This is a genomic window from Streptomyces sp. NPDC046866 (genome assembly GCF_040704625.1).
GTDB lineage: Bacteria > Actinomycetota > Actinomycetes > Streptomycetales > Streptomycetaceae > Streptomyces.
In genome coordinates this window covers 156,915-175,872 of record NZ_JBEYXN010000008.1, presented here as the reverse complement: position 1 = coordinate 175,872, position 18,958 = coordinate 156,915, and the positions used below count along the sequence as shown (strand labels likewise).

At 71.4% G+C, this 18,958-nt stretch carries 14 protein-coding genes and 2 pseudogenes; 11 read left to right on the top strand and 5 right to left on the bottom strand.

Annotated elements, in window-relative coordinates; genetic code table 11:
- Window positions 1-101: 101 nt before the first annotated feature.
- The 3 genes and pseudogenes from AB0953_RS15050 to AB0953_RS15040 all read left to right on the top strand — a co-directional run.
- Entirely contained in the window at window positions 102-1,253 is a 1,152-nt protein-coding gene (locus tag AB0953_RS15050; RefSeq protein WP_366859883.1) for a serine hydrolase domain-containing protein, read from the top strand.
- Between the two features lie 171 nt (window positions 1,254-1,424).
- Window positions 1,425-1,691: an alpha/beta hydrolase gene (locus tag AB0953_RS15045; RefSeq protein WP_366859882.1), complete on the top strand. Its 267-nt coding sequence runs from the start codon at window positions 1,425-1,427 to the stop codon at window positions 1,689-1,691.
- A 901-nt stretch (window positions 1,692-2,592) separates the two neighbouring features.
- Window positions 2,593-2,799 (top strand): annotated as a pseudogene (locus tag AB0953_RS15040) (hypothetical protein); the annotation flags it as partial.
- Between the two features lie 431 nt (window positions 2,800-3,230).
- Here the strand turns inward: AB0953_RS15040 and AB0953_RS15035 are convergent.
- Entirely contained in the window at window positions 3,231-4,043 is an 813-nt protein-coding gene (locus AB0953_RS15035) for a hypothetical protein (RefSeq protein WP_366859881.1), read from the bottom strand.
- A gap of 116 nt (window positions 4,044-4,159) precedes the next feature.
- A pseudogene (locus tag AB0953_RS15030) lies at window positions 4,160-4,700 on the bottom strand (HAD family hydrolase).
- Between the two features lie 84 nt (window positions 4,701-4,784).
- Between AB0953_RS15030 and AB0953_RS15025 the strand changes: the two are divergent.
- Window positions 4,785-5,078: a YciI family protein gene (locus tag AB0953_RS15025; RefSeq protein WP_366859880.1), complete on the top strand. Its 294-nt coding sequence runs from the start codon at window positions 4,785-4,787 to the stop codon at window positions 5,076-5,078.
- 586 nt (window positions 5,079-5,664) lie between these two features.
- Here the strand turns inward: AB0953_RS15025 and AB0953_RS15020 are convergent.
- Window positions 5,665-5,889, bottom strand: coding sequence for a DUF397 domain-containing protein (locus AB0953_RS15020; RefSeq protein ID WP_366859879.1), 225 nt, complete (start codon window positions 5,887-5,889; stop codon window positions 5,665-5,667).
- Window positions 5,882-6,676 carry a helix-turn-helix transcriptional regulator gene (locus AB0953_RS15015; protein WP_366859878.1) on the bottom strand — a complete coding sequence of 265 codons (795 nt, stop codon included), beginning with the start codon at window positions 6,674-6,676 and terminating at the stop codon, window positions 5,882-5,884. Before AB0953_RS15015 ends, AB0953_RS15020 begins: the two co-directional genes overlap by 8 nt.
- A gap of 106 nt (window positions 6,677-6,782) precedes the next feature.
- Between AB0953_RS15015 and AB0953_RS15010 the strand changes: the two genes are divergently transcribed.
- Window positions 6,783-7,073 carry a hypothetical protein gene (locus AB0953_RS15010; RefSeq protein WP_366859877.1) on the top strand — a complete coding sequence of 97 codons (291 nt, stop codon included), beginning with the start codon at window positions 6,783-6,785 and terminating at the stop codon, window positions 7,071-7,073.
- Here the strand turns inward: AB0953_RS15010 and AB0953_RS15005 are convergent.
- Complete coding sequence (locus tag AB0953_RS15005) at window positions 7,033-8,694, bottom strand: helix-turn-helix domain-containing protein (protein WP_366859876.1); 1,662 nt, start codon at window positions 8,692-8,694, stop codon at window positions 7,033-7,035. The two genes, AB0953_RS15010 and AB0953_RS15005, sit on opposite strands and share 41 nt — an antisense overlap.
- 114 nt (window positions 8,695-8,808) lie before the next feature.
- On the opposite strand from AB0953_RS15005, the gene speB reads away from it, so the two are divergent.
- From speB to AB0953_RS14975, 6 genes are all read left to right on the top strand, one after another.
- The gene (gene speB, locus AB0953_RS15000; RefSeq protein WP_366859875.1) at window positions 8,809-9,777 is read left to right on the top strand and encodes an agmatinase; all 969 of its coding nucleotides are present in this window, start codon (window positions 8,809-8,811) and stop codon (window positions 9,775-9,777) included.
- A 45-nt stretch (window positions 9,778-9,822) separates the two neighbouring features.
- Window positions 9,823-11,517: a thiamine pyrophosphate-binding protein gene (locus AB0953_RS14995; protein WP_366859874.1), complete on the top strand. Its 1,695-nt coding sequence runs from the start codon at window positions 9,823-9,825 to the stop codon at window positions 11,515-11,517.
- 54 nt (window positions 11,518-11,571) lie between these two features.
- Complete coding sequence (locus tag AB0953_RS14990; protein WP_366859873.1) at window positions 11,572-12,018, top strand: hypothetical protein; 447 nt, start codon at window positions 11,572-11,574, stop codon at window positions 12,016-12,018.
- A gap of 12 nt (window positions 12,019-12,030) precedes the next feature.
- On the top strand, window positions 12,031-14,178 hold the full coding sequence (locus AB0953_RS14985; protein WP_366859872.1) for a hypothetical protein: 2,148 nt from the start codon (window positions 12,031-12,033) through the stop codon (window positions 14,176-14,178).
- Between the two features lie 178 nt (window positions 14,179-14,356).
- The gene (locus tag AB0953_RS14980) at window positions 14,357-14,836 is read left to right on the top strand and encodes a hypothetical protein (RefSeq protein ID WP_366859871.1); all 480 of its coding nucleotides are present in this window, start codon (window positions 14,357-14,359) and stop codon (window positions 14,834-14,836) included.
- Window positions 14,837-15,067: 231 nt separating this feature from the next.
- Complete coding sequence (locus tag AB0953_RS14975) at window positions 15,068-18,913, top strand: ABC transporter ATP-binding protein (RefSeq protein ID WP_366859870.1); 3,846 nt, start codon at window positions 15,068-15,070, stop codon at window positions 18,911-18,913.
- The last annotated feature ends 45 nt before the right edge of the window (window positions 18,914-18,958 follow it).

Here is an 18,958-nt window from a genome sequence, read left to right as displayed (position 1 = left end):
CCCGGCTCCTCTGCACGGAGGATTCGGCGGCCCGGCGTGATCGCCAGGATGGGCGGTGTCAGCACACGCCGAACGCCGAACCGAGCCCACGGGAGCAGCAGTTGACCCGACGTACCCGTACGCGCACCGCCGCCCTGGCCGCCGTCCTCCTCCTCGGCCTCGCCGCCGGACCGATGGCCGCCACCGCCACCGCCGCGACCGGCCCCGCGGCGGCAGCCGTCTCCGCCGACCCGCAGGGCCCCGACGTGGCCGCCCTGCGCGCCGGGATCGCCGGCCTGCCCGACCGGGACGCCACCGCGGCCCTGATCCGGGTCGGCGGGAACGGCCGCTGGACCGGCACCGCCGGGGTCCGGGACCTCAGGACCGGGGCCCCGGCCCTCGCCGACGCCCGCTTCCGGGCGGGCTCCACCACCAAGGTCGTCACCGCCGCCCTCGTGCTCCAGCTCGCCGCCGAGGGCAAGGTCGACCTGAACGCCCCGGTGGACACGTATCTCCCGGGCCTGATCCCCGCGAGCTTCACCCAGCCGGTCACGGTCCGGAACCTGCTCAACTTCACCAGCGGCATCCAGGCCGGCGCCTCCCTCGGCGACACCGTGGAGGACGAGTACCCGCACCGCTTCGAGACGCTCCCGTACCAGGAGGTCGTCGCCACCGGCCTGTCCAGGGGCCCGGAGTTCGAGCCGGGCACCAAGCAGCACTACAACAACATCAACTACACGATCCTCGGCATGCTGATCGAGAAGGTCACCGGCGACAGCTACGCCCACCAGGCCGAGGTGCGGATCTTCCGCCCGGTCGGCATGACCGGCACCTCCTTCCCGAAGGACGGCGACCCGCGCATCCACGGCCCGCACAACCGCGGCTACCAGCTGATGAACGGCAAGCCGGTCGACGTCACCGAATGGAACATGACCGACCGCTTCGCCGCCGGCGACATGATCAGCACCACCCGCGACCTGGAACGCTTCCTCCCCGCCCTCTTCCGCGGCGAGGTCGTCCCCGAACCGCAGCTCCAGGAAATGTTCACCGTCCCGGACATCCCGGGCGCCACCCGCAGCGCGGGCCTGGAACGCCTCGTCGTGGGCGGCAAGGAGGTCTGGGGCAAGACCGGAGCCCGCCCCGGCTACCACACGGTGATCGCGGCGACCCGCGACCTGTCCCGCACGCTCGTCTACTCCGTCAACAGCACCGACGCCAAGGGCGACGGCATGAAGATCGTCCAGCGCTTCGGCCTGGCGGCCTTCAACCGCTGAGCGGGCGGGGCGGCGCGCCGATGAATTCGGCGCGCCGCCCCGGTCTACCGTCACGACACCCAGGAGGGCGGAGGAACAGGAAGGCTCTTCCAGTTCCTGGGCTCCGCCTACGGCGAGGTCTCCCCGGACGGCATCGACCACTTCAAAGTCGTCGCCGCGAAGATCGGCGAGATGGCGGCCAAGGAGCCGAACCTCAAGGCCGCCGACCTGGCCGCCGTCACGCACCGCTCGCTGGTCATGTTCGCGGACGACGACCTGGTCACCATGCACGTGGTGGAGATGTACGAGGCCCTCCCGAACGCCGAGCTCGCCATCGTCCCGGGCACCTCGCACCTCCTCACCAAGGAGAAGCCCGCCCTCGTCAACGCCCTCGTCCTGGACTTCGTCACGAACGAGCCGGCCCTGACCGTGGCCGCAATCCGCCGGGCAGACCGCTGAGGTCCGGCAGCCGGCGGAGCCGAGGCGGAAGCGTCAGCGTGTGCGGATCGCGGCGACGGCAAGCGGGCGTCTGGGTCGACTGCCCTCCGTAATGGTCTCCCATTCCGCGGCTCTCGTAGGTCTGGCCATCAGTTTGGTACGACTCCAACGGGGGTGCAGGCCCTGCTTAGCGTATTCATTAACGCCAAAACCTGGCGCATGTCGGCTTAACTCAGGGAAAATCGAATCGTTATCTTTCGTGGTGTACGCGAATGTCTACACCGACGAGGAGATCTAAGAGATCCTGTGCCGGTACGAGGGGTGGGGAGACATGGCGGAGGAACAAGCACGTCAACGCATGCCGCTCTACGAGATCTTCGAGAAATCCACCCTCATCGTGCGCGGGCGGTGAGGCGCATGATTCTCGCGGCAGCCTCCGGGGCACAACATCATCGCGGTCTTCTCCGTCATGCTGCTCGGCTTCGTCGGTCTGGCCGTCTGTGGCGTGTACCTCATCTTCTCCACCCGGCGCGGCGGTCGGCAGCAAACGACCTGGGAGCAAGGCGGGATGTGGCTCTGCTACGCGTATCCGGTGCCCTGGCTTTCTATCTGTGGGGGTGCCTGCACCTCGTGATTCTGGACGAATCCCGCCAGTTCGATGCCTGACTGGACGCAGGTGGCCGAGAGAGGGTGGCGCAGATAGACGGGGGTGGCGGCTATGCCGCAGGCGCGCCGGGCTACGTCAACCCGGCGGTCGTGGTGCTGACCTTGGGCGCCGTGGCCGCATGCGCTTTCGCCGCAGCCGGACGCGCCCAGCTCAAGAGGAATTCCACTGAGAAGGGAAGCCAGCGTTGAACCAACCAGGCATATCGTGGCGTACGGCCTTGGGGCGGGCGGTCGGCCTTCTCGCTGCTCGACACGGGTTGCCGTCCCCCTCGGTGATGAGGACACCGTGCTGTTCCACGTCGTCCGCCGTTTCCATCACGAGATCAGCCCCCTTCGCAAGGGCGATGTGGCCGGCTGGCAGAAGCCTGAGACAGTCCGCAAGGGTCTGATTGAGTGCAACCTGGCGTCGGGGACTGCCGTACGGATCAGGCCTGGTCGCTATCCGCCTGGTGTCAATGGGGGTTCTTCCCCCACGAGGTGATCGTGATCTCCACGTCGGCACCGGCAGCAACTCCGGCGGCAGGTGCGGACACGGGAAACTGCGGCAACAGGGTCTCCTGGGAACTGCCCGGATGGGGTCGCGCCCCCGAGCTACCAAGAGGCCCTGCCTTCATGCAGTGAACCCCGGAACATCACCCGACCCAGAACCCCGTTCGAACCCACCCCTCCATACGATCGATAGAACAACGGGTTCCCGGCGTCCGACCGCCGCCTGGGGCTGGTAGCGCAGCCGATCGCTGCATGGTCCGTCCCTCCTCGGCGTCTGACAGCGGCTTGTGGCTGGTGGCCGCGCCGGATCGCTATGTGCTCCCGACATCTCAGCGGCCGCCGCCCCCGTCGGCTGACAGCGCCCGGATCGGCGTCCTGTCCCGGCCCAGGCGAGGCGGATTGCGCTCACTGCCCGCTTCGGCCGGTTTCCTGTTGCCGGAAGGCCCCCCAGGCCGCGCGCACGGCGGCCTTGAGGCCGGCATCGTCGAGATCCCCAGGTTCAGCAAATTCGGGATCGATTGAATAGTCCTCAAGGAGCATGAATACCTGGTCGAAGAAGGCCTCGAGTGCTCCCTGAAGGCGCTCGCCGCTCGCCTGGGAAGCCCGACGGGCTTCCCACCAGCCTTGTGCGAAGTCCGGTGCGCCGCAACCCCCACTGGTAAACGCGTCCAGCAGGGCCAGTTGCCGCGCCACCGCACTCCCCGGGTCGACGTCGTCGAGGTGGGACCATGCCCGGTGCGCGGGCTCGTACGCCGCTGCCACAACCGACAACGCGGGGTCCCGGCCCGAGGAGGTGCGCGCATAACGGCCGAAGCGTGCGCGTGCCGTGTCGACCCCCTCTCCGAACGCCGCCGCCATGAACGCGGTGGTCCCCGCGATCAGTGCGTAGCCCGGTTGAGGAAAGAAGGCGGCTCCTTGCAGGTCGGGCGTGCACAGTATGTAAGGCGGGTGGATGTCCGTGCCCGCAGCAGGAGTGGACTGCCGGGACACCGAACCCGTCGTCGCCCCGGGGCCGTCGGCGGGTTTCGCGCTGAGAACGTACGATGCCCCGACCGCGTGGCAGCCGGCCGCGAGCCGACGGGCCAGGGCCGCATCCAGCTGTGCACCCGCAGGCACCGGGGCCACCGATTTGTCCCGCAGCCACAACGGGGCGAAGGCACCGTCCGGGCCGAGCACAGCCTGCAAGTCTATTGCGTCGTCGTGTTCTGAATTGGTCACCACAAAAACCCTTTGTCAATGATTCCCTGGAACTGTTTGTCGCCCAATTTCCAGGCCGACCAGAATTTGCCATCAGTGCGGAGCATCACCATTCTTTGGGATGCTGGATCGATGAATCAGACAGCCGGACCCTGATTTCTATAGAGGCACCGGTCGGGGGGACGCCCGCCCGCTCGGCAGCGATTTCGTAGATCGCCCGGTCGGGCTTGGCCACGCCCACCCGGGCGCTGCTGACGACATGGTCGGCCAGGTCCGCCAGGCCCATCGACTCGAGGTCCCGCTCCAGCTCCAGGCTTGCGTTGCTGACTAGGACCAGCGGCATGTGTCCGCGCACCCTGCGCAGCAGAGACACTACGGCCTCGTCGGCCCGGAACGGGGCGTCGGCCAGGGCCCTGCCCAGCTCACGCGCGCGGGTCGGCGAAACGCGGTCGGCGAGCGCCGACGCGATGGCGGCCACCCACTCCTCTTTCGAGATCTGGCCCGGAGGAGGGGTAGGTCCAGCTCGGGCGCGAAGGCCAGCTCCATAATGGTGCCCTCGGCCAGTCCGGCGGCGCGTTCCAGCTCGGCCAGTGGAGCGGTGTCGTAGAAGCGGATCACGTTGTCGAGATCGCACAGCACCGCATCGAAGGGCCGGCTCGCTATCCGGGAAACCGTCACCGCCTATGTCTAGCACCACGATTGCCCGCCGGCGACAACGGAATTGGGTCGATGGAGTTCTCATGGCTCGACTACGGTCCGAGCATGTTCGTTGTCACAGTGACCTATACGGCGCCGCTGGAAGTGGTAGACCCGTGGCGCCCCGCCCACGGCGACTGGCTGCGAGACCTCATTTCACGGCGAGTTCTACTGGCGGCCGGGCGTCAGGTCCCCTTGGTGGGTGGCGTCTACCTCGCTGCCGCGATGCCTGTAGAGGACCTCGACCAGATCCTGGCCACCGATCCCTACGTCCTCAACGGTGTTGCCTCGCACAGCGTCGTGGAGTTCGAACCCTTGCTGGTCGGCCCAGGCCTGGAAGACCTCAAACTCCAGCGGTGAGGGGCACGGGCCAGGGAGTCATCCCCGGACGGCCGTCAGTCGCTGGGACGTGCGGGACCACGTAGCGATCTGGTGCGCTACCAGCCACGGACGGCCGTCGGACGCTGAGACATGAGGAGCGCGTAGCGATGTGGGGCGCTGCCCGCTCCCGATGGTCCTCTCATTGACGTCTGGTGCGGGTTGGAGCCCCTCGGCTCGGAGAAAGCCCCTTTTGCGGGTCTGGGCGCTCGGCTGCCCGCATGCCCGGTGCCGGAGGGGGAGGGTGGTCCTGGGAGGAAGGGTTCCGCACCTGGGGCGGGGGAGTGGGTCTCTGACGAGGGAGAGGGCTGGACATGACCCCCTGGCCATCCTTCGGGGGCTTCCCGGCAGCTCTTTGGCATTTCGGGTCGTGTCGGTCTGTCAAGGGTGGAGCGGAGCGACATCGCGAAGCGACGCGACCGAAGGGAGCGCCCTTGACGGGCCGGCGCGAACCGAAAGGACAATGGGCGGCCGGGACGCCCCCGGACACCCACCGACCCCGGTCCACCGTGACCCCGCTCCTTGAGGGTGCCGATCTGCTGGGCCGTGCCGCGCGGATGGGATCCGGCTAGGCCGTGCCGCCGATTCCGCGCTTGATGGCCTCGACGAACGTTCCCCACGCCGCCGCAGGGATCAGCAGGGCGGGCCCGGCCGGGTTCTTGGAGTCCCGCACCGGGACGGTGGTGGAGTGACCGTCCATGACCTCGAGGCAGCTGTCCGCGTTGCTGCCGCTGTATGAGGATTTGCGCCAGCCGAGTAGTGCGGATGCGTCGCGGAGGATGTGATCACTCATGGTGTCCGTATTCCTTTGCTGTCGCCCGCAGGAGGGCAACGGATTCCTTGCGGGGCAATGCATCACCCAGCGCGAAATCGTAGGCGGCGTGCAAGCGTTCGACCATGGGCGGACTGTCGTGCAGCTTAGCTGCGTACACCGCCTCCGTGTAGCCCGCAGGTGGCTGGTCCTCGAACCGCATGAGGGTCAGCATGGCCTGCTGGAGCGGGTGTGGCCCCACGTCATACGGAAGTACGTGGAGACGGATGCGGCCCGACTCGGCTGAGTGCACGATGTGCATCAACTGATCGGCCATGACATCCGGGCCACCGACAGGGCGGCGTAGCACTCCCTCGTCAAGCAGCACCCACACCACGGGCGCCACCGGTTTGGTGAGGATCTTTGCTCGTTCCAAGCGTGTGACGACGATGCGGTCACACTCTTGGTCACTCCAGGGGGGTAACGCCATGCTCAGGACGGCGCGCATGTACCTCTCGGTTTGGAGGATGCCCGGCACCAGTGAGATGGCGAACTCGCGAATCTCCGTTGCCTGCTGTTCCAATTGACGGGCAGCTTCGAAGTAGTCGGCGACCACGGCGTCATCGCCGGGCAGGAAGCTGCTCAGCACATCCCCCGTCCCCAGTGCCCGATCCAACCGCCGCGCATCCTCCCGCGACGGAATCCGCCGCCCCGCCTCGATGTGGGCGATGTGGGACCGCGTCATGATGGCGGCGTCGGCCAGCTCCTGCTGCGTCAGGCCCGCCGCCCTGCGCTTGTCCTTCAGCCACTCGCCGTAGATGTTGCTCATCGTCAACTCCCCTGTGACGGGGTCGAAGTCACGCACCGTGCTCTGGCGAGCCTACTCGCGCCCCTCGCAGTCTGTGAGCGGATCACTACACGCAGAGAGGACCGCGATGGTGCACGATCAAGGCCGACTCCTCCCCTGGGGCACCGCAGACGGCAAGCCGTGCTTCCTCGTCGGTGACGGGCGGGGCTATCTCTCCCGCGTCGCCGACGACATGGAGCGCATCCAGCTCGGCATGGCGCTCGAACTGCTCGGCCACGCCGACGACATGCTGGCCGACTACGGTGCCACCGCCGCTCAGCTGCGGTACCTCTCCGCCCGGCTGGCCGAGTCGCTGCGCGACGTGCACCGCGTTGCCGTCAGCCGCGGGGCGCGGATGGCTGATCAGGTGCTGGAGTGACCCGGGTGAGCCACCGCAGCGCGAACCACAACTCCGCCCGTACGTCCGGATCGTCCAGGTCGCGGTCCAGCAGCGCCGCGCAGCGGGCAATGCGCTGGCGGACCGTGTTGCGGTGGATCCCCAGGGCGGCGGCGCTGCGGTCCCAGCTGCCGTGGTGGGCCAGCCAGCCGCGCAGCGTCTCGCGCAGGGCGGGGGAGAGCGGGCCGAGCAGGGCCTCGGCGTGGGCGCGGGCCTCGGCTTCGCCGAGCAGGCCCGCGAAGCCGGGGTCGGTGTGGCGGGCCAGCGGGATGCGGGCGGCGTCGGCGCGTTCCAGGGCGCGCCGGGCCTGCGCGTCGGCGGTGGCCAGGGCGTCGGGCGCGGCCGGGGCGCTGACCCCCAGCCGCCATCCGGGCTGCGGTTCGGGATCCCGGTCGGTCAGGAGCCGTACGGCGGGGCCGGCCGGGTCGAGCAGTACGGTGCCCAGCGCGGCGGCGAGGGCCTGCGGGTCGGCGGAGGCCGCGCCGCCGCGGGCGTGGACGGCGTACCAGGGGCCGGGCCCGCTCAGCGCCTCGGCGGGGGAGCCGCCCAACAGCAGCCGGGCCAGGGCCGCGGTAGCGGGGCCGGCGGGCCGGTCGACGGTGAGCAGGGTCAGCAGGACGGCGGCGACGGAGGCGACGGTGTGGTCGCCGGGGGAGCGGGCGGGGGTGGCGGTGCCGAGGGCGGCGTGGCGGCCGAGGGCGTAGGCGGCGAGGTGCCAGCCGTCGGCCTGGTCGGTGGCGGTCGCGGGACCCCCGGCGGGGCCGCCGACGCGGGCCAGCAGTGCGTCGAGGGCGGGCCGTACGGCCGCGGCCGCGGGCGGCGGCGGGCTCCCCGCGGTCCGGCCGTCGGGCCACAGCAGCACCTGCCCGCCGAGGCCGGCGGCCAGGCGGGAGAGCACCGCGGGGACGGGGTCGGGGCGGGCGGCGGCCGCCGCGAGGGCCTGCTGGGCCTCGGTGACCCGGCGCAGCTCGCGGGTCCGCGCCTCGGCCATGAGCCGCCAGACGGCGCGGGCGACGGCGGTGAACGGGGTGCGCGGCGGGACCTCCAGCAGCGGGAGCCCGTGCCGCGCACAGGCGTCGGCGAGGGCGGCCGGCACCTCCTGGTGCACGGGGGCGACGCCAAAGCCGAGGGCGGCTGCGCCGGCCGCGGCCAGCCGGGCCGCGTAGCGGTCGTACGCCGCGGCAGCATCGCCGGCCTCTGCCTCCGCCCCCGGCGCCGCGGCATCCCCCGCCGCCGGCGCCCCCGTCGGCCCGGCCCCCGCCCCGGGCGCCCCCGCCCCCGCCGTGAGCAGGAGTTCGCCGCCGAGGAGGTAGGGGGACGGGTCGGCCATCTCGGAGGCGTGGACGCCGTGCACCGCGGCCTCGGCCGGCCCGGCGACGAGCCGCAGCCCGAGCTCGCGGTCGGCGAGCAGCGCACTCAGTGCCACGGGCGGCACCGGCGAAACGGCGGCCGCGGCCCCCTCCGCCCCTCCCGCGGCCGGCCTACCCGCGGCCGCCACCGGGCCGGAACCGCCGGATCCGCCCGCACCCCCGCCGCCCGCACCGCCCGGACCCCCGCCGGCCGCACCGCCCGGACCGCCGTCGGGGCCAACGTTCAGGTTCATGGATGCTCCGTACAGAACAGCAGGGTCGTATGGATAAAACGTACACTTCGCGCCCCGCCCCCCGCCCCGTACGCTCGAAGGACCGCACCCGCAGGACCACAGAAGGGCACCCCCATGAGCACCGAGCAGACGCCGCGCGGACCCGTCGACTCCTCCCGCATCCCGCGCTACGCCGGCCCCGCGACCTTCGCCCGGCTGCCCCGCCTGGACGAGGTCGGCTCTGCGGACGTGGCCGTCGTCGGCGTGCCCTTCGACTCCGGCGTGTCCTACCGCCCCGGCGCCCGCTTCGGCGGCAACGCCATCCGCGAGGCCTCCCGCCTCCTGCGCCCCTACAACCCGGCCCAGGACGCCTCCCCCTTCGCGCTCGCGCAGGTCGCCGACGCCGGCGACATCGCCGTGAACCCCTTCAACATCAACGAGGCCGTCGAGACGGTCGAGGCCGCCGCGGACGAGCTCCTCGCGGGCGGCTCCCGCCTGATGACCCTCGGCGGCGACCACACCATCGCCCTGCCCCTCCTGCGCTCGGTCGCCAAGAAGCACGGCCCGGTCGCGCTGCTGCACTTCGACGCGCACCTGGACACCTGGGACACCTACTTCGGCGCCGAGTACACCCACGGCACGCCGTTCCGCCGCGCCGTCGAGGAGGGCATCCTCGACACCGAGGCCCTGTCCCACGTCGGCACCCGCGGCCCGCTGTACGGCAAGCAGGACCTCGACGACGACGCCAAGATGGGCTTCGGCATCGTGACCTCCGCCGACGTCTACCGCCGCGGCGCCGACGAGATCGCCGACCAGCTGCGCCAGCGCATCGGCGACCGCCCGCTGTACATCTCCATCGACATCGACGTGCTCGACCCGGCCCACGCGCCCGGCACCGGCACCCCGGAGGCGGGCGGCATGACCTCCCGCGAGCTGCTGGAGATCATCCGCGGCCTGTCCTCCTGCAACCTGGTCTCCGCGGATGTCGTCGAGGTCGCCCCGGCGTACGATCACGCCGAGATCACCTCGGTCGCGGCGTCCCACACCGCGTACGAGCTGACCACCATCATGAGCCGCCAGATCGCGGCCGCGAAGGGCAAGTAGGCAGCAGCACCGAGCAGCACCAGCCGCACGAAGGGCGCGCAGCGCGTGACGCACGACCACGACCTGGTACTCCGTCCCACCGAGGCCCAGCGGGCGGCCGCGCTCGCGCCGCCGCCGGGCCGCACGGGCGGGGACCTGGTCGTGGAGACGCTGCGCGGCCTCGGTGCGACCACCGTGTTCGGACTGCCCGGGCAGCACGCCCTCGGACTGTTCGACGCGGTGGGCCGCAGCGACCTGCGGCTGGTGACGCTGCGGGTGGAGAACAACGCCGGCTTCGCCGCCGATGCGTACGGCCGGATGACGGGCGAGGCGGTGCCGCTGCTGCTGTCCACCGGGCCGGGGGCGCTGACCGCGCTGCCGGCCCTGGCGGAGGCGGCCGCGGCGTCCTCGCCCGTCCTCGCGATCTCCTCCCAGGTGCCGGCGGCGGGCCTGGGCGGGGGTCGGCGCGGCCACCTGCACGAGCTGCGCCACCAGGCGGCCTCCTTCCGGGACGTGGTGAAGTCCGTCCACGAGGCCCGGACCCCCTCGCAGATCCCGTCCGTGATCGCCGAGGCGTGGGAGTCGGCGCTGTCGGCGCCCCACGGGCCGGTGTGGGTGGAGATCCCGGAGGACGTGCTGCGCGCGGAAACGATCCTCCCGCAGGTCACCGGCATGGACGCGACCCCGCACGAGCTCGCCCCGCGCCCCGAGCTGACCGCGCTCGCCGCGCACTGGCTGGAAACCGCCGAGCGACCGGTGATCATCGCGGGCGGCGGGGTCGTCCGCGCGGACGCGGCCGGGAAGCTGAAGCAGCTCGCCGAGCGGCTCTGCGCACCCGTCGTCACCACCTTCGGCGGCAAGGGCGCCTTCCCCTGGACGCACCCGCTGTCCCTCCAGTCCTGGCTGGAGGACCGCCACATGACCGACTTCCTGGAGGACGCGGACGTCCTCCTCGTCGTCGGCTCCGGGCTCGGCGAGCTGTCGTCGAACTACCACACCTTCCTGCCCGGCGGCCGGGTCGTCCAGATCGAGGCCGACCTCGGCAAGCTGGAGTCCAACCACCCCGCCCTCGGCATCCACGCGGACGCCCGCCTCGCCCTGCAGGCCCTGCTGGAGACGGTGGCCGAGCGCCGCGATCCCGGCGCCCCCGAGCGCGTCCGCGCGGTGCTCGGCGCGGTCGCCGCCCGCCTCGCCGCGCAGGACCTCGGCCCCGACAGCCTGGAGCAGCGGCTGCTGGCCGCGGTCCGCTCGGCCCTGCCGGCGCGCTCGCCGTCCTTCTGGGACATGACGATGCTGGCGTACTGGGCGTGGTCGGCCTTCGACCCGAAGCACCCGAACACCATGCACTCGGCGCAGGGCGCGGGCGGCCTCGGCTACGCCTTCCCGGCGGCGCTGGGCGCCTGCCTGGCCGAGCCGGGCACGCCGGTGCTGGCCGTCTCCGGCGACGGCGGCGCGATGTACTCGATCGCCGAGCTGGCCACCGCCCGCCAGCACGACCTGGACGTCACCTGGCTGATCGTCGACGACGGGGGCTACGGCATCCTGCGCGCGTACATGCGGGACGCCTTCGACGGCCGTACGACGGGCACGGAGCTCACCCGGCCCGACTTCGCGGCCCTGGCGGAGTCCTTCGGTGTCCCAGCGACGGTGACCTCCCCGGACGCCCTCGCGGCCGACCTGGCCAAGGCCCTGGCCGCCCCGGGCCCCTCGGTCGTCGTCCTCCCGACCACCCTCCGCCTCTTCGCCCCTACGCACAGTTGACGACCGCCTCGATAGAGTGGCCTTGATCACTGGGCGGACGCGAGGGGGCAAACGGTGTCGTTCGAGGAAGACTGGGACCGGCACAAGCAGGCGGCCTCGACCGACGGCCCGGCGCCGCAGATGCGGCTGAACCAGCTCGCCGCCGACCCGGGCGGGGGCACCGGCACGCCCAGCGGGTACGGGGTGCTGGCCACGGCCCCTCCGGAGAAGAAGAAGGCGGCCAACACCATCGAGAACACTCTGCAGCCCGGGACGAAGAGGGCTGCGGACGTGGCCGACGAGCCGACCAAGAACGCGGTCAAGGCCTTCACCGGCTGGGAGACGGCGGCCGGCCTGTCGAAGGCCCACACGCACTGGGACGACCAGGTCAAGCGCCTGATGGCGCGGCTCGACTCGGAGAAGACCGCCCTGCGCGGGGCGTCGAACCTGTTCACCGGGAACGACCTGCTGACGGGACGCAGCTTCCAGCCGGTGCAGTCGTCCAAGGTCTCGGGACTGTAGGGGCAGACGCGCATGCCGGGCTATCACGAGATCATGCAGACGGACCTCTCCGCGCTCACGACGGCTGCCGACGGCTGGAAGGCCATGGCGGCGCAGTTCAAGACGATGGAGGACGTGTACGAGAAGGAGGTGCAGAGCGTCTCCTCCGGTAACGGCTGGCTGGGCAGCAGTCAGCAGGTGGCCAGCACCAACGCCGCCATCACACGCAAGGAGTTCGACTCGGCCCAAACCGAGGCGCTGGCCATGGAGTCACTGCTCCGCGACGCACACACCCGTTTCACGGAGCTCAAGGGCCGGGTGACCTCCGCCGTCGAGGACGCCGTCAAGGCGGGCATGAAGGTCTCGGACGCAGGCGTCGCGAGTTTCGACTTCAGCAAGGTCGACGCGGCCACCGCGAACGCGGCGCGTCACGACCCCGACCTGCGGAACGTCGAGCAGGCCTGGACGAGCCGGATCGCGGACACGGTCAAGGCGGTCACGGAATTCGACGCGGACGTCAAGGTCGCCCTCCTGAACGCGTCGGGCGCGGACGGCACGGCGATGTTCGGCTTCAACTCCAAGCCCGTCAACGACGTCGAGGCCGTGGAGGCGCTGGCCCTCACCCGGAAGATCCGTGACGGCAAGGCCTCCCCGGAGGAGCTGCGGCACTACAACGAGGTCCTGAAGCAGAACTCCGGGGACAAGCACTTCAGCGAGGCGTACCTGAACTCGCTGGGGGCCAAGGACACCCTGCTGCTGGCCGACCAGATGAACCTGGCATCGAACGACCGGGGTACGTCGGCGGCCGACAGGAAGCTCTACGAGTCGATCAACTCCGGCCTCGCGGGGACGATCGCCTCGGGCACCAAGGACCCGGACAGCTACGCGTACAAGCCGTTCGTGAACGGGCTCAAGGAGCAGGGCCCCGAGCTGGTCGCCAAGGGCCTGCGGCCGACCTACGGGTACCAGGCGCTGGTCACCCTCATGGGGAACGGCGGCGGCTACGGCAAGCAGTTCCTCAACGACGTCGGCGACGGCATGATCGCGGCCGAGAAGTCGAAGCCGCACATGGACGACCATGCCTACGACTCCCAGCGGCCGAACCTGGTCTCCGACCCGCTGGACGGCCTGCTGGGGATCATGGCCAAGGACCCGGACTCGGCGATGTACTTCCTCGACCCCGCGGCGCCCGGCAACAAGAACGAGCACCTGAAGTACCTGCTCACCGAGCGCGACATGCCGGACCCGTGGATCTCGACGGGCGTCGGCCAGCCGATCGAGAGGGACGGCAACAAGACGGCGGGCCTGGGCGCCGCCCTCCAGGCGGCGGCGACGGGCCACACGGACGGCGAGAAGCTGGGCCCGCCCGGACCGCACACCGAGGGCCAGGCCCGCGTGATGCACAACGCCATCCGGCTGCTCGACGGCGAAATGGGCGGGGACAAGTTCCCCGAGGACCTGGAGGGCCTGCGCCAGCCGATGGCGAAGGCACTGGTCGACTACGTGGCGGACACCCACGTCATCCTCGGAGGCCAGGAGTCCACCCTTGGCGGCCAAAACGGCAAGGATTCGATCTACGGCTCGGGCGACGAGGCCCAGATCGCGGTCGGGCAGGGCAGCCTGGTCCGCGTGATGCGCGGCATCGCGGACGACGGCCCGAGCTACGCCCTGTTGGTCGAGGCGGAGCGGTCGTACTCGGCGGAGCAGCTCACGGCTGCCGCCCCGTACAAGGGCGACCTGCACGGTGTGAGCGCGGACTGGGACAACCGGGCCCATGACATCGGCGCGGCGGCCGGCGCCCTGAACGGCATCGGGGCCGACGTCTACAAGGACAAGGAAGACGACCGGGTGAAGTGGGCGGAAGGCACCTCAGAGCACACGGCTGCCACCGTCAACGGCCTCATCGGCGAGATCCCGGTCGCAGGAACCCTCGGAGGCTCGCTGATCGACTCGCTCAAGTACGAGTGGGTCGAGGGCGTCAAGGACGAGGCCGAGGAGCAGGGGAAGAAGGACTCCAGCAGCAATTTCGGGAAGGGCATGCAGGCGACCAACGAGATGTTCGACGCATGGAGCAAGGACCGGAAGATAGCGGACGACCCCGCCTTCGCTCATGCCAAGGACATGGCGAGCACGGGGTACACCAGTGGAAGGGATGCCGCCCGTGCGCACCTCCGGTCCTGACGTGCTCAAGGCTCCCGGACGACTGACGGCGGCCCTCCTCTGTGTGCTGACACTGGCATCGTGCGATTCGGGCGAGCCCGAAGCGAGGATCGATCACCCGTGCGAGATCGCGCCTGCCTCGGAAGAGGAGGTGCTTCTGCGGAAGATCCTTCGTGCAGACGACTTCAAGATCGACACCATGAGCAGCACGAGCCGTGCGGTCGAGAGGCTGGAGCGCAGCCTGCGGGAGATGGGGCCTGAGGAGCGGACGCTTCCGATCTACACGTGCGCGTACCGCCCGACCCCTCACGGGGGAGTGGAACGCGCGACGTTCGGATTCGGCTGGGCGCCCCGCGCGTCCAAGGACGTGAAACCGTCCCTGTCCAAGGGCGTCCCGTACGAGGGCAATGGCACCTTCGGTGAAACCAACGACTTCATCACGAGGTTGTTCGTCGAGTGCGCCATGCCCGGCGAACTCGGCGGCCCGTCGAAGTCTGCATGGTTCTACGCGGACGCCTCGTACACGATCAACATCGGTCAGCCGGAACTCGACCAGGCGGCCCGCGACCGGCAGACCGCCCTCACCTACCTCATGGCCCGCCGCGTCACCGACGCGCTCGGCTGTGAGAACAAGCCGCTGGAGAAGCCTCCGGTGGTGAAGCCGCTGCCCAGCCCCTGACGGGCCACCGCCGGCGCCGCCGGAGGAGGCGCGGGGCACCGGGCCGACCCGGCCCGACCCACCTGACCGTAGCCGCCCGGGCAGCCGTCCGCGCCCTGCGCCACCCGTCCGGCCCAGCCCGGCGTGCGCCGCGGGCGCCGGGCGGCCAGGTTCGGATTGTTGCGGCGGGATGAAATCCGCCGGTCGGGGCGTTGGGGGAGGCGGCAGACAGGACGGACGGGGAGGCACGACGTGGCGACGGCGCAGACGGCTGCGGAGGAAGAACAGGGCTGGGGCAGGCGGCTGGCTGCCTACACCTGGCGGTACCGGCTGAACGTACTGCTGGCCCTCGGCTCCTCACTGGCCGGCATGGCCGTGATGGCCCTTGTGCCGCTGGTCACCAAGGTGATCATCGATGACGTCATCGGGGACCGCTCCAAGCCCATGGCTCCCTGGGCCGCGCTGCTGATCGGCGCGGCCCTCCTGGTGTACGTGCTGACGTACGTGCGCCGCTACTACGGCGGCCGCCTCGCCCTCGACGTGCAGCACGACCTGCGCACCGACATGTACGACACCATCGCCCGCCTCGACGGGCGCCGCCAGGACGAGCTGTCCACCGGACAGGTCGTCGGGCGGGCCACCAGCGACCTCCAGCTCATCCAGGGCCTGCTCTTCATGCTGCCGATGACCATCGGCAACTTCCTCCTGTTCGGGATATCCCTGGCCGTCATGCTGTGGCTCTCGCCGCTGCTGACGCTCATCGCGCTGCTGATGGCGCCCGCCCTGTGGTTCATCGCCAAGCGCAGCCGCAAGAAGCTCTTCCCCGCCACCTGGTGGGCCCAGGGCCAGGCCGCCGCCGTCGCCGGCGTGGTCGACGGGGCCGTGACCGGCGTCCGCGTCGTCAAGGGATTCGGCCAGGAGGAGCAGGAGACCGGCAAGCTGCGCGCCGCGGGCCGCCGCCTCTTCGCCGGGCGGATGCGGACCATCCGCCTCAACTCGCGCTACACCCCCGCCCTCCAGGCCGTCCCGGCCCTCGGCCAGGTCGCCATGCTGGCCCTCGGCGGCTGGATGGCCACCCGCGGGCAGGTCACCCTCGGCACCTTCGTCGCCTTCTCCACCTACCTCGCCCAGCTCGTCGGCCCCGTCCGCATGCTCGCCATGGTCCTCACCGTCGGCCAGCAGGCCCGCGCCGGCGTGGAGCGGGTCTTCGAGCTCATCGACACCGAGCCGGTGATCCGGGAGGGCACCGTCGAGCTGCCCGCCGACGCACCCGCCACCGTCGAGTTCGACGACGTGGTCTTCGGCTACGACCCCGCGCGGCCCGTCCTCGACGGCTTCTCCCTCTCCGTCGCCGAGGGCGAGACCGTCGCCGTCGTCGGCGCCTCCGGCTCCGGCAAGTCCACCGTCTCGCTGCTGCTGCCCCGCTTCTACGACGCCGACCGCGGCACCGTCCGCGTCGGCGGCCACGACGTGCGCGAGCTGACCTACGACTCGCTGCGCGCCGCCATCGGACTGGTGCCCGAGGATTCGTTCCTCTTCTCCGACACCATCCGCGCCAACATCGCCTACGGGCGTCCCGAGGCCGGCGAGGAGGAGATCCGCGCCGCCGCCCGCGCCGCCCAGGCCGAGGGCTTCATCACGGCCCTGCCCGCCGGGTACGACACCAAGGTCGGCGAGCAGGGCCTGACCCTCTCCGGCGGCCAGCGCCAGCGCCTCGCGCTCGCCCGCGCCCTCCTGACCGACCCGCGCCTGCTCCTGCTCGACGACGCCACCTCCGCCGTCGACGCCCGCGTCGAGCACGAGATCCACGAGGCGCTGCGCGCCGTCATGGCCGGCCGCACCACCCTCCTGATCGCGCACCGCCGCTCCACCCTCGCCCTCGCCGACCGGATCGCCGTCCTCGACCGCGGCAAGCTCGCCGACATCGGTACGCACGAGGAGCTGGAGCGCCGCTCCGCCCTGTACCGGCGGCTGCTCACCGACCCCGACGCGCTCGGCGCGGGCTCGCCGCGCACCCCGGACGCCCCGGCGATGGCCGAGTTCGAGCGGGACTTCGAGAAGGACATCGAGCTCGAGGCCGAGATCGACGCCGAACCGGTCAACGCCAAGCGGCGGGTCGTCGACGGGGTGACCCCCGAGCTGTGGCGCCGCGAGGAGGCCGACACGCCGAAGACCGCCTCCGGCACCGCCCCCGCCGCCGGGTCCGGCGCGCCCGGGGCCGGGCACTCCATGGCCGGGGCCGTCGCCGGGATGCCGGCCACTCCCGAGCTGCTCGCGCAGGTGGCCGCGCTGCCGCCCGCCGACGACGAGCCGGGCGTGGACGAGACCCGCGCCGCGGCCGCCGAGGACAGCTACAACCTGCGCCGCCTGCTGCGCGGCTTCTGGGCGCCGCTCGCCGTCAGCCTCGGCCTGGTCGCCGTCGACGCGGGCGCCGGACTGCTGCTGCCCGTGCTGATCCGGCACGGCATCGACCAGGGCGTCGAGCAGGCCGCGCTCGGCGCCGTCTGGGCGGCGTCGCTGCTGGCCCTGGCGGTGGTGCTGGCCCAGTGGGCCGCCCAGTTCGCCGAGACCCGGATGACGGGCCGCACCGGCGAGCGCGTGCTCTACGCGCTCCGCGTGAAGATCTTCGCCCAGCTCCAGCGCCTCGGGCTCGACTACTACGAGCGCGAGCTGACCGGCAAGGTCATGACCCGGATGACCACCGACGTGGACGCGCTGTCCACGTTCCTGCAGACCGGCCTGGTCACCGCCGTCGTCTCCGTCTTCACCTTCCTCGGCATCCTCGTCGCGCTCCTCGTCCTCGACGTCGAGCTCGCCCTGATCGTCTTCGCCACGCTCCCGCTGCTCGTGCTCGGCACCATCGTCTTCCGCCGCAAGTCCGTCGCCGCGTACGAGCTCGCCCGCGACCGGGTCAGCCTGGTCAACGCCGACCTGCAGGAGTCGGTGTCGGGTCTGCGGATCGTGCAGGCCTTCCGCCGCGAGCGCTCCGGCGCCGCCCGCTTCGCGGAGCGCAGCGACTCCTACCGCGAGGCGCGGGTGCGCGGCCAGTGGCTGATATCCGTCTACTTCCCGTTCGTGCAGCTGCTGTCCTCGGGCGCGGCGGCCGCCGTGCTGATCGTCGGCGCGGGCCGGGTGGAGGCGCAGACGCTGACCACCGGTGCGCTCGTCGCGTACCTGCTCTACATCGACCTGTTCTTCGCCCCCGTCCAGCAGCTCTCCCAGGTCTTCGACGGCTACCAGCAGGCCACGGTCTCCCTGGGCCGGATCCAGCAGCTGCTGCGCGAGCCGACCACCACCCCGCTGCCGGCCGATCCGCAGGAGGTGCGCGAGCTGCGCGGCGAGATCGCCTTCGAGGACGTGCGCTTCGCGTACGGGACCGCCGAGGAGCGCGGCGAGAAGGGCGATGCGCTGGCCGGAATCAGCCTGCGGATACCCGCCGGGCAGACCGTCGCCTTCGTCGGCGAGACCGGCGCCGGAAAGTCCACGCTGGTCAAGCTGGTGGCGCGGTTCTACGACCCGACGGCGGGCCGGGTCACCGCCGACGGCGCCGACCTGCGGGAGCTGGACCTGACGGCGTACCGCCGGCGGCTCGGGGTCGTCCCGCAGGAGCCGTACCTCTTCCCCGGGACCGTCCGCGACGCCATCGCGTACGGGCGGCCCGGGGCGAGCGACGCCGAGGTCGAGGCGGCCGCCCGCGCGGTGGGCGCCCACGACATGATCGCCACGCTGGACGGCGGCTACCTGCACACCGTCGCCGAGCGCGGACGCAACCTCTCGGCCGGCCAGCGCCAGCTGATCGCGCTGGCGCGCGCCGAACTCGTCGACCCCGACGTGCTGCTGCTCGACGAGGCGACGGCCGCGCTGGACCTGGCCACCGAGGCGCAGGTCAACCACGCCACCGACCGGCTGGCGGGCAAGCGCACCACCCTGGTGGTGGCGCACCGGCTGACCACGGCGGCGCGGGCCGACCGGGTCGTGGTGATGGAGCGCGGCCGGGTCGTCGAGGACGGCACCCACGCCGAACTCCTCGCGCGCGGCGGCCGGTACGCCGTGCTGTGGCGGACCTTCGCGGGCGAGGACGAGCGCGCCGCCGCCTGAGCCGAACCCGCCCCGCGGCCCCCCCGGATCTTGCAGTATGCAACC

Excerpts from the sequence above, each read along its gene's own strand:
- AB0953_RS15045 (WP_366859882.1), top strand. The coding sequence starts at position 1,425 with ATGGCGGCCAAGGAGCCGAACCTCAAGGCCGCCGACCTGGCCGCCGTC.
- AB0953_RS15025 (WP_366859880.1), top strand. The coding sequence starts at position 4,785 with ATGTTCGTTGTCACAGTGACCTATACGGCGCCGCTGGAAGTGGTAGAC.
- AB0953_RS15020 (WP_366859879.1), bottom strand. The coding sequence starts at position 5,889 with ATGAGTGATCACATCCTCCGCGACGCATCCGCACTACTCGGCTGGCGC.
- AB0953_RS15015 (WP_366859878.1), bottom strand. The coding sequence starts at position 6,676 with ATGAGCAACATCTACGGCGAGTGGCTGAAGGACAAGCGCAGGGCGGCG.
- AB0953_RS15010 (WP_366859877.1), top strand. The coding sequence starts at position 6,783 with ATGGTGCACGATCAAGGCCGACTCCTCCCCTGGGGCACCGCAGACGGC.
- AB0953_RS15005 (WP_366859876.1), bottom strand. The coding sequence starts at position 8,694 with ATGAACCTGAACGTTGGCCCCGACGGCGGTCCGGGCGGTGCGGCCGGC.
- speB (WP_366859875.1), top strand. The coding sequence starts at position 8,809 with ATGAGCACCGAGCAGACGCCGCGCGGACCCGTCGACTCCTCCCGCATC.
- AB0953_RS14985 (WP_366859872.1), top strand. The coding sequence starts at position 12,031 with ATGCCGGGCTATCACGAGATCATGCAGACGGACCTCTCCGCGCTCACG.
- AB0953_RS14980 (WP_366859871.1), top strand. The coding sequence starts at position 14,357 with ATGAGCAGCACGAGCCGTGCGGTCGAGAGGCTGGAGCGCAGCCTGCGG.